Consider the following 12,347-nt stretch of genomic DNA (forward strand, 5'->3'; position numbering starts at 1 on the left):
GTGCCGAGTCCGGCCGGCGTCCCGATCTGCCGGCCGCGGCCGATTGACAGCTGGACACGTGTATGAATACTTGCCCACTACGTGATCCAGATCTCACCGAAGGAGTGGACGTTGCACGATGTCACGACGGGAACCCCGCGAGTGTCCGTGATCGTGGGCGGAGCCTCCGGTCTCGGCTGGGCCACCGCTCAGCTCCTGCATGCACAGGGCGACGCCGTCGTCATCGCCGACATCGCGGGCGACCAGGCTCGGGCCCGCGCGGACGAACTCGGAGGCTCGGCCGCCGCACGACAGGTCGAGGTCCGCGAGGAGGCGAGCGTCCGAGCGCTGTTCGAGGATGTCCGCGAGGAGCACGGATCGGTCGGCGCCGTCGTGAACTGTGCGGGCATCTCCCGCCCCGGCGCACTCGTCGACATCTCCCTCGACGACTGGAGCGCGACGGTCGACGTCTGCCTGACCGGGTCGTTCCTGGTGCTGCGCGAGGCCGCGAAGGCGATGGGCGAGGGCGGGTCGATCGTGCTGATCGCCTCCCTGAACGGGCGCCAGCCGGGCGTCGCGATGGGCGCGTACTGCGCGGCGAAGGCAGGCGTCCTCATGCTCACCGAGGTCGCCGCACTCGAACTCGGGCCCCGGAAGATCCGGGTGAACTCGGTCTCGCCCGGATTCGTGCCGACACCGCTGACCGCGGGCGCGTCACTGGTCCCGGGCCTGGTCGAGGACTTCGTCGAGAACATCCCGCTCGGCCGCGCGGGCAATCCCGACGACGTGGCGAACGCGGTCGCCTTCCTGTTGTCCGAGCAGGCGAGCTGGATGACCGGCGCGTCGCTCGATCTCAACGGTGGCGCACACACCCAGCGGTACCCGAACGTGCTGCAGCACGTCGCCGCGATGGCGGCAGCCACGTCGCCGGCGAGCTGACACCTCCGGGGGAATACTCCGGGGCTCCTCGCGTTATGCTCGACGAAGTAGTTGATTTCTCAACTACACCGCATCGAACCCGAGGAGCACGCCATGCCCGCCGTGACCGTCGACAACGTCCTCGCCCTGCCCCGCCTCACCGAGACCGCCCCCGACGCCACGCCGCGACCGGTCCTCGCGGTCACCACCGCACCGACCGGGTACGAGGGCGAGGGCTTCCCCGTCCGCCGTGCCTTCGCCGGCATCGAGATGCGCCACCTCGACCCGTTCATCCACATGGACCAGATGGGCGAGGTGAACTACGCACCCGGCGAGCCCAAGGGCACCCCGTGGCACCCGCACCGCGGCTTCGAGACCGTCACCTACATGATCGACGGGACCATGGAGCACCAGGACTCCAACGGCGGCGGTGGAGTCATCAGCGGCGGCGACACCCAGTGGATGACCGCGGGTGGCGGCATCCTGCACATCGAGGCCCCGCCGGAGCACCTCGTCATGAGCGGCGGCCTCTTCCACGGCGTCCAGCTGTGGGTGAACCTGCCGAAGAACAACAAGATGGCCGCCCCGCGCTACCAGGACATCACCGGCAGCAAGGTGGCACTGTTGTCCTCGCCCGACGGCGGCGCGCTGGTCCGCGTCATCGCCGGTGAGCTCGACGGCCACCACGGGCCGGGCTCCACGTACACCCCGATCACCCTGCTGCACGCGACGATCGCACCCGGCGCGAGCGTGACCCTGCCGTGGAACCCGGAGTTCAACGCCCTCGCCTACGTCCTCGCCGGAGACGGCGCGGTCGGCACCGATCGCCGGCCGGTGCACATGGGCCAGACCACCGTCTTCGGCCGCGGTGACACCATCACGATCTCGGCCGCCGACACCCAGGACTCGCGCACCGAGTCGCTGGAGGTGTTCGTCCTGGGCGGCAAGCCGATCCGCGAACCCGTCGCGATGGCCGGACCGTTCGTGATGAACACCAAGGCCGAGGTGATCCAGGCGTTCGAGGACTTCCAGGCCGGGCGTCTCGGCTCGATCCCCGCCGCCCACGAGACCCTCGGCTCCGAGAGTTCGGAGTGACCGTGCCCGGCACGGTCGTCCAGCGGTCGGGCGAGCGGGCCCACCAGAGGTACGGCTGGCTGGACTCGCACCAGAGTTTCCCCTTCGCAGGCAATTTCGACCTCGCCGCGAACGCCCACGGTCTGCTGCAGGTGAACAACGAGGACGTCGTCGACATCGGCGAGGGCTTCGACATGCACCAGCACCGGGACGCCGAGATCGTGACCTGGGTGCTCAGCGGCACACTGGTACACCAGGATTCGGAGGGGAACTCGGGTGTCGTGTATCCCGGTCTCGCGCAGCGGATGAGCGCGGGACGCGGGATCCTGCACGCCGAACGCAACGACCGCCGGCTCCCCGACGGCACCCGCCGATCCGAACCGGTCCACGTCGTCCAGATGTGGATTCCACCGGACGAGGCCGGAATCGAGCCGAGCTACCAGGAACTGCCCATCGACGACGAACTCGACGCGGGCCGACTGGTCGTGGTCGCGTCCGGGCTGCCGCGTCACCGCGGTGACGCGGCGATCGGCCTGCGCAACCGGTACGCCGGACTGCACGCCGCGCGCCTGCAGCCCGGCCGTTCCGTCACCGTCCCCGACGCGCCCTACGGCCACCTGTTCGTCGCCCGCGGGACCGTCGACGTCGAGGGCGTGGGCCCACTCGACCACGGTGACTCGCTGCGCCTCACCAGGACCGGTGGGCAGCGGGTCACCGCGGTCACCGCAGCCGAGGTGCTGATCTGGGAGATGCACGCCGGCCTGCGGTGAGGGGTCACTTCAGGCCGGAGCGGACGAACGCGTCGACCACGTAGCGCTGCAGGAACAGGTAGATCAGGAAGATCGGCAGGCACGCGAGGCCCGACGCCGCCATCACGGCTCCCCAGTTGTCGCCCTCGGCGCCGAGGAAACTGCGGATGCCGATCTGCACCAGCGCGTCCGACTGTCGCAGCACCAGTGCGGGCCACAGGTACTCGTTCCAGGCGGAGATGAACAGCATGATGCCGAGCGCGGCGAGCGCCGGCTTCATGTTGGGCACCACCACCTTCCACAGCGTGGCCCACGAGCTCTGGCCGTCCATCGCCGAGGCGTCCAGCAACTCGGTCGGGAACGCCTCCATGTGCTGACGCAGCAGCAGCACACCGAACGCAGAGCACAGGTTCGGGATCACCACACCGGCAACGGTGTCGAGCAGTCCCATCTGCGAGATCAGCAGGTAGTTCGGAATCATGGTGACCTGGAACGGCACCAGCCACGACCCCACGAACAGCATGAACAGGACCTGCTTGCCGACGAAGGTCCAGCGTGCGAACGCGTACGCCGCCAGGATCGCGACGAGCAGCTGGCTGACCGCCATGGCCGCCGCCATCGCGAACGTGTTCAGCAGCATCGACGCCATCGGGATCGTGTCCCAGACGTATCGGAAGTTCTCGACGCTCAGCGGCCACGGGATCGGACTGGACGAGAGCATGTCCTCGGGCCGCCGGAAGGCGGTCGCGAACATCCAGTAGACGGGGAAGATGCTCAGCAGGGCCAGGACCGCGAGCACCACGTGGCCGGTTGCGACACGGCCGGTGGTACGCGATGCGACGGGTGCGTCGCCGACCTCCCGCGGCGGCGTCGAGACGGGGGCGGTGCGCGCAGGCGCGTCGACCATTACGAAGGACATGTCGGTGTCACCTAGTTGTCGTAGAAGCTCAGGCGGTCGGACAGGCGGACGAAGACGAATGCGATGACGCCGAACCCGAGGAAGAACAGCGTGCCCGCGGCGGCGGAGAGTCCCGCGTCGAAGTTCCGGAAGCCGAACTCGTAGAGCAGGTAGTAGATGTTGGTGGTCGAGCCGCTCGGCCCGCCCTGGGTGAGCACGTCGATGACGGGGTACGTCCACTGCGCGCTCAGCAGGACCGTCATCAACGCCAGGAACACCAGTGTCGGCGACAGCAACGGCAGCACGATGCGCCTGGTGATGGTGGCCCGGGACGCGCCGTCCAGTGACGCCGCGGATGCGTAGTCCGGGTTGATGCCTGCCATCCCGGCGGACACGACGAGGACGCCGAATCCGAGCATCTGCCAGCCGACGATCACGACCACTCCGATCAGGGCGGTGCTCGGGTCCCGGAACACGTCACCGAGATCCGCGCCGAAGGTCGCCGCGACCCGCGGGATCGTGCCGGTGTCGGGCGCGAACAGCCATCGCCAGATCGCGCTGCTCGCCACCGGCGTGACCAGGAAGGGCACGAAGATCAACGCCTGGTAGATCGTTTTCGACCGTCCGGTCACCTGGTTACTCAGCAGCGCGATCCCGACGGGGAGCACGAGGGAGAACACCATGAACGCGCCGATGTAGAGCACCGTGTTCCACAGCGCCTGATGCAGTTCCGGCAGAGCCAGCACCGTCGCGTAGTTGTCCAGTCCCACCGGAATCTTCGGCGTGGTGGGGATCATGTTCCACTGGTAGAACGACAGCCCGATCGTCTCGGCGAGCGGCTTGTAGATCCACACCACCAGCAACGCCACCGACGGTGCCAGGTACGCGAACGGAACGAGCCTGCGGCGCAACGCGGGCCACCGCCTGGGCCGGGCAGGCCCCTCAGCGGGCCCGGTCACCCACACCGCGGACGCGGCGGACACTTCCACGAACATGGTGTTCTCCTCGTGTTCCCGCCGACTAGTGGGCGACGGGCTGCGACATGAAGGCCAGGGCCTCCTCGGTCGACATGTTCTGGATGGCGGCCATCGTCTCGGCCTTCATCTCGTACAGCGTCGGCCCCTCTTCGACGGGAACGACGGTGTGCAGCACCCGGTCTGCGTACACGTGAACGAGATTGAAGGACTGCCCGCTGTCCTGGCCGCGCATGCCGCCACCGGGGAACAGGTCCTGCGTGTAGCAGGTCGCCGAGGCCACCGACACCGGGATGCCGCCGAAGGTGCACGTCGTCGAGTAGTGCAGGTGGCCACCGAGGATGCCGCGAACGTCGGTGCCCCGCAGCACGTCCTCCAGCCGTCGCTGCTCACGGAGCTCCACGAACTCGAGGATCGACAACGGGCTGGGCACCGGCGGGTGGTGCAACGCCAGCAGGGTGCCGTGCGGTGCAGGCGTCGCGAGGACGTCGGTCAGCCAGTCCAGCTGCTCGTCGGTGATCTCGCCGTGGTGGTGACCCGGCACGGTGCTGTCGAGGGCGATGATCCGCAGCCCGTCGATGTCGTGCACGATGTCGACGGATTCCTGGGTGGGTTCGGCGTCGAGCAGCCCGGCCCGGAACTCCGGACGGCTGTCGTGGTTGCCCATCACCCAGATCACCGTCGCGCCCAGCTTCGCCGCGGCGGGCTCGACGAGATCCCGCAGTCGCGCGTACGCCTGCGGGTTCCCCGCGTCGGCGAGGTCGCCGGTGAACACGATCGCCTCCGGCCGCTGCCCACTCTTGTCGAGCCGCTCGAACAGCCGGCCCAGCTTGGCGTCGCTGTCCACCTTCCCGTGCAGCAGTTCACCGTCACCGACGAAGTGGGTGTCGCTCACGTGGAGGATGTAGTGGTCGGGATTTCCGTACTCGGACATGTCTTCTCCTCGATCTCGTTGACTGTGTGCTCAGGACAGCAGGGACGTGCGCAAGGTGGTGAGTTCGGCGTCGCTCATGCCGTGGCCGCGTAGGTAGTTCGCGGCGCCGCCGTGCTCGGCGTCGAGGTCCGCGAGGACGGTGCGCATCAGTTCCGCGGGGCTGGCCGAGACGATGCCCTCGATGTCGAATCCGTCCGGCAGGTCGACCCGGGCCCGGAACGAGGCGACCATGGCCTCCGCCCATTCGCCGTGCAGCATCGTCTCGGACAGCGCGTAGTCGGCGACGACGTCGCGCGCCCCGACCCCGACTGCGGACAGCGTGAGGGCGACGACCAGACCGGTGCGGTCCTTGCCTGCGGTGCAGTGCACCAGCGCGGGCGTGTCGGCGGCGGCGATCAGTCGGACGGCGCCGGTCAGGGTCTCGCCGTTGTCGGCGATCATGTTCCGATACAGCGACGCCAGGTCGAAGGCGGCGCCGGGACGGCCGGAGATCGTGTACTCGACGGGCCCGTCGTACACGGGGTTCTGCACCTCGCGGTGGCCCAGACCGGTGAGGGCGTTCGGCGCGGTGGTGCGCTCGTCGTCCTCGCGAAGGTCGACGACGAGTCCGAGTCCCAGCTCGGCGAGGGCGTCTCGACCGGGCTGGTCGACTGCGTGCAGGGCGTCGGAGCGAAACAGTCTGCCCCAGCGGGTGGTTCGATCACCCGCGGCGTAACCGCCGACGTCGCGCAGGTTGTAGGTGCCCGCGAGCGGCAGGCGGCGGGTCGCCGACGCCGGCGGAAGCGTGCTGGTCATGATGTGGTGCCTTCCGTTCGTGATCAGGAGATGAGGTCCTGCGCCCGCTGCTGGGCGGCGCCGAGCGTCGCGGCGGGATCCTTGCCGTAGAAGACCGACTCCTCGATTGCCGTGGCGAGGATGTCGTCGACCTGCACGTAGCTGTTGCCGGGGTACGACACCCAGGGCTCCAGCCGGTCGAGCTGGGCCAGGTTCGGCTCGATCAGGGGGTTGGCCTGCGCCCACGGCTGCAGGGTGTTCGGGTCCTCGGTCAGGGAGGTGCGCAGCGGCAGGTACCCGATCTTGCTGGAGATCTCGGTGTAGGCGTGGTCGGAAGTCATGAACTTGATCAGTTCCCACGAGGCGCGCTGCTTGGCAGGGTCCTGGGAGAAGACGAACAGTCCCGATCCCGAGTTCGTCGGCACGGCCTCGTGGCCCTCGAAGGCGGGCATCGCAGCCGTCTGCAGGTTCCAGCCGCCGGTCTTCGCGGCGTTGATGAACGCGCCCTGGTAGGCGGAGGTGGTCAGCGTCAGCGCGGTCTCGCCCTTCATGAAGGACTCACCCTGCGAGGTGGCCGCCTGATTCGCGAGTACGCCGGCGTCGAACATCTCGCGGAGCGCGGTGACGGCGTCGACCGACTCGGGCTCACCGAACTCGATGGTGCTGCGGTCGTCCGACAGCACCGCGCCGCCCGAGGAGCGGAACAGGGCCTGCATGCACCAGTTGCCGCCCTTCACCGAGCACGAGATCGACAATGCCGGTTTGCCTGTCGCGGCGGTCACCTTCTTCGCGACGTCCACGACATTCGGCCACGTGGACAGGTCGACGTCGGCGGGCACGCCTGCCTTGTCGAGTGCGGAGGCGTTGAAGAACAGGACCGGGGTCGAGAAGACGTACGGAACGCCGTAGGTGGCGCCGTTCCAGTCGCCGAGCACCTTCGCGCGCGGATGGAAGGGATGGTCACCACCGAAGTTCTCCTCGACCGCCTCGGCGCCGACCAGTGCGTCGAGGTTCTGCGCCTTGAGCTGGTTCACGGCGAAATCGACGGTGTCGAAGGTCATCTGACCCACATCGGGGGGACTGCCGGCGAGCATCTGGGTCTGCACGCTTGCGGCGGTGGCGACACCGGAGGCACCGGCGGCACCTTGCGGCGGCTGCGCCTTGACGGTGATGTTCGGGTGTTCGGCCTCGAAGTCCTCGATGAGTCCGGTGATCGTGTCGGTCCACACACCGGCCTGCTGGAGGTTGTACGACTCGAAGACGATCTCCACCTTCTGGTTCGGATCGAGCTCCGGGACAACGCTTCCGCCTCCCGCTGCGGCGTCGACCGTGCCGGTGGCACAACCGGTGAGGGTGAGCGCGGCCGCCGTCAGTGCGACGGCCGCGGACACAGTGGTTCTGCGCATTGCTGGAAACACTCCTTGGATGTGTCTGTCAGGGGATGTCGTGGTGCTCTGTCAGGCCGAGGTCAGCACGGCGTGGCCGGGGTCGAGCTCGCTGCGCTCGGGAACGTCGAGCCATTCGAGTCGGCGCCCGGTCTCGGCGTCGAAGAGGTGTACGTGTTCGGGCGCCGCCGCGAGGGTGACGTCCCGCCCCTCGGTCAGCTGGATGGGACGGGGTGCGCGGACACAGATCGTCCGGTCGCCGACTCGGCAGTAGGCGATCTGCTCGCTGCCGAGGTTCTCGACGGACTCGACCCGCGCCTCCATCCGGACACCGAAACCGTCGGAAGGCACTGTGGTGCCGAGGTGTTCGGGGCGGACACCGAGCGTCACCGCCCGCTCGTCGCACCGGCCGGGCCACAGATCGGCCTCCAGGCCGCGGCCCGAGGCGACGACGACGCCGCCGCTCGACCCGACGGTCGCGGGCATCAGGTTCATCGGCGGACTGCCGAGGAACCCCGCGACGAACACGGACGCGGGCGCGTCGTAGACCTGCTCAGGGGTCCCGATCTGTTCGATGCGACCGTTGTCGAGCAGCGCGATCCGGGTGGCCATCGTCATCGCCTCGACCTGGTCGTGGGTGACGTACACGAAGGTGGCGCCGAGCCTGCGGTGCAGTTCGGTGAGCTCACGCCGGGTGGCGGTCCGCAGCTTCGCGTCGAGGTTGCTCAGCGGCTCGTCCATCAGGAACGCCTTGGGGCTGCGGACGATGGCACGCCCGACGGCGACTCGCTGACGCTGGCCGCCCGAGAGTTCCTTGGGCTTGCGGTCGAGCAGGTGCGCGATGTCGAGCTGGTTCGCCACCTCGTCCACGCGGGCAGCGGATTCCGCCTTGGGCACCTTGCGGATTCGCAGCGGGAAGCTCAGGTTCTTCGCGACGGACAGGTGCGGGTACAGGGCGTAGTTCTGGAACACCATCGCGACGTCGCGGCGCTTGGCGGGGGCGGAGGTGATGTCGTCGCCGTCGAGGAGGATCCGGCCGCCGGTGGGTTCGAGGAGGCCGGCGATCATGCGCAGCAGGGTGGTCTTGCCGCATCCGCTGGGCCCGAGGAGGACCAGGAAGTCGCCGTCACGGATGTCCATCGAGATGTCGTCGACGGCGGTGACGTTCTTGAAGGTGCGACTGAGCCCCTCGATGCGAATGCTGCCCATGCTCAACTCCCGATGAAATAGCGTTACCCAAACGCGTTCCGTTTGGAATTCCTGTTACATCGGTAGTCAGCCAGCCGAAGGTGAACTGCCGTCGAAGCGGAACACAACCGTTCGTGATGCTTACGGCAACGGTTGCGTCGTCGATCACCCTCCCGGGTTGAGCAGCCCCACAACCTGTTTCAGGCTGCGCTCCGCCGCGGCCGCCGACCCGTCACGCACGTTGCACACCGCCACCTGCAGTCCGATCAGGAACGACAGCACGACCACCGTCGAGGACACGCCGTGCGCGCTCCACGGCCCCGCGCCGCCCACGACCAGTGCGATGTCGGCGCGGGCCACCAGATCGGATCGGGCATGCCCCGTGACACCGATGACCGTGGCACCGGCGTTCCGTGCGGCGTCCGCCGGCGCGAGCGTGTACGAGTTCATCCCGCTGTCACTGATCACCAGGCACACGTCGGACTCCGTCAGGTGACTGGCGCTCAGCTGCTGCACGACCACGTCGACGGGCGCCTCTGCCGGGCGGCCGTTGAGAACGAAACGGAACGCGAGCGCCGACGCGCACGGTGCGGACGCTCCGCCGTTGCCGACGATCAGGACCCGGTCGGCCCGGGCGAGCGCCGTCACCGCGGCGTCGAGCGCGTCCTCGTCGAGCGGGGACAGCCCGGTCCCGAGGTCGCGCGCCACCTCGTCGAACACGGTCCTCATCAGACCCATCGGCGTCTCGGTCGGGTTCGCCGCGCCGGACTCACCGCTGTTCGCCGCACCCAGGTCACGCAGCAGCAGCATCCGCAGGTGCTGGAACCCGGTGAACCCGAGGTTCTGGCAGGCCCGGACGACGGTCGCCGACGACGTCGACGCCTGCTCCGCGAGATCCGCCGCCGACCACCACGCGACCTCCCCGGGCCTGCCCAGGCACACCTCCGCTACCCGCCGTTCACTCGGCGCGAGGGACGTGACGTGGGCGCGGATCACGGCCAGCGTGGACCCGACCGGTGGATCGCTCTGCTGAGGTTGCACCGGCATTTGCTAACACAGCTGCGTGAACACCTGGTTACCGCAACGTTCAGGCATCGGAGCGATCACGACAGAAGGCATTGCAGAACGGCCTGGTTATGTTGGAGGGCGAGTTTCCCGAAGGAGGTACCCATGACGGCAGCGACGACGCCGCGCGTCGACATCAGGCGCGCCGAGGATCGGCTCTCCACACAGATCGCCTGGCTCGACTCGAAGCACTCCTTCTCCTTCGGCCAGCACTACGACCCCGACAACACCCATCACGGCATGCTCCTCGTCCACAACGACGACATCGTCTCCCCCGGTCAGGGCTTCGACACGCATCCGCATCGGGACATGGAGATCGTCACCTGGGTGCTGCGCGGATCCCTCGTCCACCAGGACTCGATGGGACATGCGGGCGTCATCTACCCGGGTCTCGCCCAGCGGATGAGCGCGGGCACCGGCATCCTGCACTCCGAGAAGAACGACTCGTGGCGGCTCGCCGGCTCGCAGAGCCCCGAACACTCCGAGCCGGTCCGCTTCATCCAGATGTGGGTGCTGCCCGACGAAGCAGGCGTGTCCCCCGGCTACGAGCAACTCGAGGTCGAGGACGAGCTGATGCGCGGCGGTCTCGTCCCGGTGGCGTCCGGGATGCGGAAACATCGCGGCGGCGCGGCGATCGGCATCAACAACGCGGGGGCGGCCCTGTACGTCGCTCGGCTCCGGTTGGGCGAGTCCGTCACCCTCCCGGAGGCGCCCTACCTGCATCTTTTCGTGGCGGAAGGTGACGTGGACCTCGAGGGCGCGGGACGCCTCGCGGAGGGCGACGCCGTCCGATTCACCGCGACCGGAGGCCAGAAGGTCACCGCGGCGAGCGGACCTGCCGAGATCCTCGTCTGGGAGATGCACGGCCGCCTCGGCGGCTGAGCTGCCGAGGCGGGTGTCGCGTCAGGACCCCACGGTGATCGCGTCCAGGCGTTCCTTGACGAAGTCGCCCGCCACCACCGGGGGTCGGCCTGCGACAGCGCCGACAGGCGGGTCGAGCGGGTGCACGACCGCGTCGTGGTTCAACTCGTAGAAGAAGATCAGCGACACCAGATCCTCGTCGGCAGCTTCGGGCTGCGGCGGCAGCACACGATGCCGGCCGGCGGGCCAGCGTCCACCGGACCAGTACTCGAGGATGTCGCCGATGTTCACCGTCAACGCCGCCGGATCGTACGGCGCGTCGGCCCAGCCTCCCTCGGCGCTGTGGACCTGCAGCCCGCCGGCCCCGGGCTCCCGGTCGAGGATGGTGACTGTGCCGAAGTCGGTGTGCGGACCGATCCGGAACTGCCCCTCCTCCGGGTTCCCCACCTCGGTCAGCGGCGGGTAGTGGTTGATGTTCGACGTCCAGGTCGCCCGGTCCGCCAGTCCGTGGAACGGATTCGCCGCTCCCGACAGACCGAGAGAGGTGGCCATGAGCGCCAACAGGTCGTCGGACAGGGCCTTCATCTGTCGGGTGTACTCGAGGAACAGTGCCTGCAGACGTGGGACCTCGGCGGGCCACACGTCCGGCGGGAACCACAGCGCATCCACCTCGGGATCACCGACCGGTGTCTGGGCGCCACTGTTGTAGGTCTCCTTCAGGTCCGGTGGAGTCTCGGTGCCTTCGGAGTACCCGTTGGCCTCCATCCCCGGGCCGATCCAGCCTCGGCCACCGACCGCGACGGCGTAGCGGGCCTTCACCTCGGTGGGCAGCGCGAAGAACTCCCGGGCGGCGGCGCGCAGCGCACCGCTCAGGTCCGGATCGACACCGTGCCCGGTGACGAGCAGGAAGCCGGCCTTCTGGAGGCTGTCGTCGACGGCACGGCACAGCGCCTCCGCGGCCGCCCCGCCCGAGCGCCACGTCGAGATGTCCACGGTCAGGATGGGACTGGTCATCGCACGTTCTCCCCTGTGCTCGTTCCGAGGTCGGCGACCCCGATGTCCTCGTTCCACAACTCCGGGCGGGCGGCGATGAAGTCGGCCATCATCGTCACGCAGCGGTCGTCGTCGACGACGACGACCTCGACGCCGAGCTCGCGGAGCCACTCCTCACCTCCCGAGAACGTGCGGTTCTCCCCGATCACCACGGCACCGATCCCGAACTGTCGGATCAAGCCGCTGCAGTACCAGCACGGCGCAAGGGTGGTCGCCATGATCGTGTTCCGGTAGTCGCGCTGACGACCCGCTCGGCGGAATGCGTCGGTTTCCCCGTGCACCGACGGGTCGTCGTCCTGCACCCGCCTGTTGTGACCGCGACCGAGCAGGGTGCCGTCTGCCGCGAACAACGCGGCCCCGATCGGGATACCGCCCTCTTCGAGTCCGGTCCGAGCCTCCCCGTAGGCGGTGTCGAGAAGTGTTGCGGGCGAGAGCCCGCCGGTGATGGTCATGCCGGTCACCCTGCCCGCGTTGCGGCCGACCGACAACCGACAT

The 12,347-nt window shown here is 68.6% G+C and carries 13 protein-coding genes; 4 read left to right on the forward strand and 9 right to left on the reverse strand.

Going from position 1 to position 12,347, the window contains the following annotated elements:
- The first annotated feature begins 111 nt into the window (after positions 1–111).
- The 3 genes from ACFSJG_RS19935 (at position 112) to ACFSJG_RS19945 (ending at position 2,741) form a co-directional block, all read left to right on the forward strand.
- The gene (locus ACFSJG_RS19935; protein WP_378486974.1) at positions 112–918 is read left to right on the forward strand and encodes an SDR family NAD(P)-dependent oxidoreductase; all 807 of its coding nucleotides are present in this window, start codon (positions 112–114) and stop codon (positions 916–918) included.
- Between the two features lie 93 nt (positions 919–1,011).
- Positions 1,012–1,992 (forward strand): pirin family protein, encoded by a 981-nt coding sequence (locus ACFSJG_RS19940; RefSeq protein WP_378486975.1) that lies wholly within the window; start codon positions 1,012–1,014, stop codon positions 1,990–1,992.
- A 2-nt stretch (positions 1,993–1,994) separates the two neighbouring features.
- A complete protein-coding gene (locus ACFSJG_RS19945) occupies positions 1,995–2,741 on the forward strand; it encodes a pirin family protein (protein WP_378486976.1) in 747 nt (248 codons plus the stop codon).
- A gap of 4 nt (positions 2,742–2,745) precedes the next feature.
- Here ACFSJG_RS19945 and ACFSJG_RS19950 read toward each other — a convergent pair whose 3' ends face one another.
- The 7 genes from ACFSJG_RS19950 to ACFSJG_RS19980 all read right to left on the reverse strand — a co-directional run bounded on the left by ACFSJG_RS19950 (position 2,746) and on the right by ACFSJG_RS19980 (position 9,920).
- Positions 2,746–3,639 (reverse strand): carbohydrate ABC transporter permease, encoded by an 894-nt coding sequence (locus tag ACFSJG_RS19950; RefSeq protein ID WP_378486977.1) that lies wholly within the window; start codon positions 3,637–3,639, stop codon positions 2,746–2,748.
- A gap of 11 nt (positions 3,640–3,650) precedes the next feature.
- Positions 3,651–4,613 (reverse strand): carbohydrate ABC transporter permease, encoded by a 963-nt coding sequence (locus ACFSJG_RS19955; protein WP_378486978.1) that lies wholly within the window; start codon positions 4,611–4,613, stop codon positions 3,651–3,653.
- Between the two features lie 25 nt (positions 4,614–4,638).
- On the reverse strand, positions 4,639–5,526 hold the full coding sequence (locus ACFSJG_RS19960) for a phosphodiesterase (protein ID WP_378486979.1): 888 nt from the start codon (positions 5,524–5,526) through the stop codon (positions 4,639–4,641).
- Between the two features lie 30 nt (positions 5,527–5,556).
- Complete coding sequence (locus ACFSJG_RS19965; RefSeq protein ID WP_378486980.1) at positions 5,557–6,321, reverse strand: tyrosine-protein phosphatase; 765 nt, start codon at positions 6,319–6,321, stop codon at positions 5,557–5,559.
- Positions 6,322–6,344: 23 nt separating this feature from the next.
- Entirely contained in the window at positions 6,345–7,706 is a 1,362-nt protein-coding gene (locus tag ACFSJG_RS19970; protein WP_378486981.1) for an ABC transporter substrate-binding protein, read from the reverse strand.
- Positions 7,707–7,757: 51 nt separating this feature from the next.
- Positions 7,758–8,894 carry an ABC transporter ATP-binding protein gene (locus ACFSJG_RS19975; protein ID WP_378486982.1) on the reverse strand — a complete coding sequence of 379 codons (1,137 nt, stop codon included), beginning with the start codon at positions 8,892–8,894 and terminating at the stop codon, positions 7,758–7,760.
- Positions 8,895–9,038: 144 nt separating this feature from the next.
- A complete protein-coding gene (locus ACFSJG_RS19980; protein WP_378486983.1) occupies positions 9,039–9,920 on the reverse strand; it encodes a MurR/RpiR family transcriptional regulator in 882 nt (293 codons plus the stop codon).
- Between the two features lie 123 nt (positions 9,921–10,043).
- Here ACFSJG_RS19980 and ACFSJG_RS19985 point away from each other — a divergent pair, with 123 nt between their 5' ends.
- Positions 10,044–10,820 carry a pirin family protein gene (locus tag ACFSJG_RS19985; RefSeq protein WP_378486984.1) on the forward strand — a complete coding sequence of 259 codons (777 nt, stop codon included), beginning with the start codon at positions 10,044–10,046 and terminating at the stop codon, positions 10,818–10,820.
- A gap of 21 nt (positions 10,821–10,841) precedes the next feature.
- Here the strand turns inward: ACFSJG_RS19985 and ACFSJG_RS19990 are convergent, their stop codons facing one another.
- Positions 10,842–11,813 carry an isopenicillin N synthase family dioxygenase gene (locus ACFSJG_RS19990; protein ID WP_378486985.1) on the reverse strand — a complete coding sequence of 324 codons (972 nt, stop codon included), beginning with the start codon at positions 11,811–11,813 and terminating at the stop codon, positions 10,842–10,844.
- A complete protein-coding gene (locus ACFSJG_RS19995; protein WP_378486986.1) occupies positions 11,810–12,304 on the reverse strand; it encodes a nucleoside deaminase in 495 nt (164 codons plus the stop codon). The genes ACFSJG_RS19990 and ACFSJG_RS19995 overlap by 4 nt, the downstream gene beginning before the upstream one ends.
- Positions 12,305–12,347: the final 43 nt, after the last annotated feature.

The organism is Rhodococcus gannanensis (assembly GCF_042681175.1).
GTDB classification, from domain to species: Bacteria; Actinomycetota; Actinomycetes; order Mycobacteriales; family Mycobacteriaceae; genus Rhodococcus_G; species Rhodococcus_G gannanensis.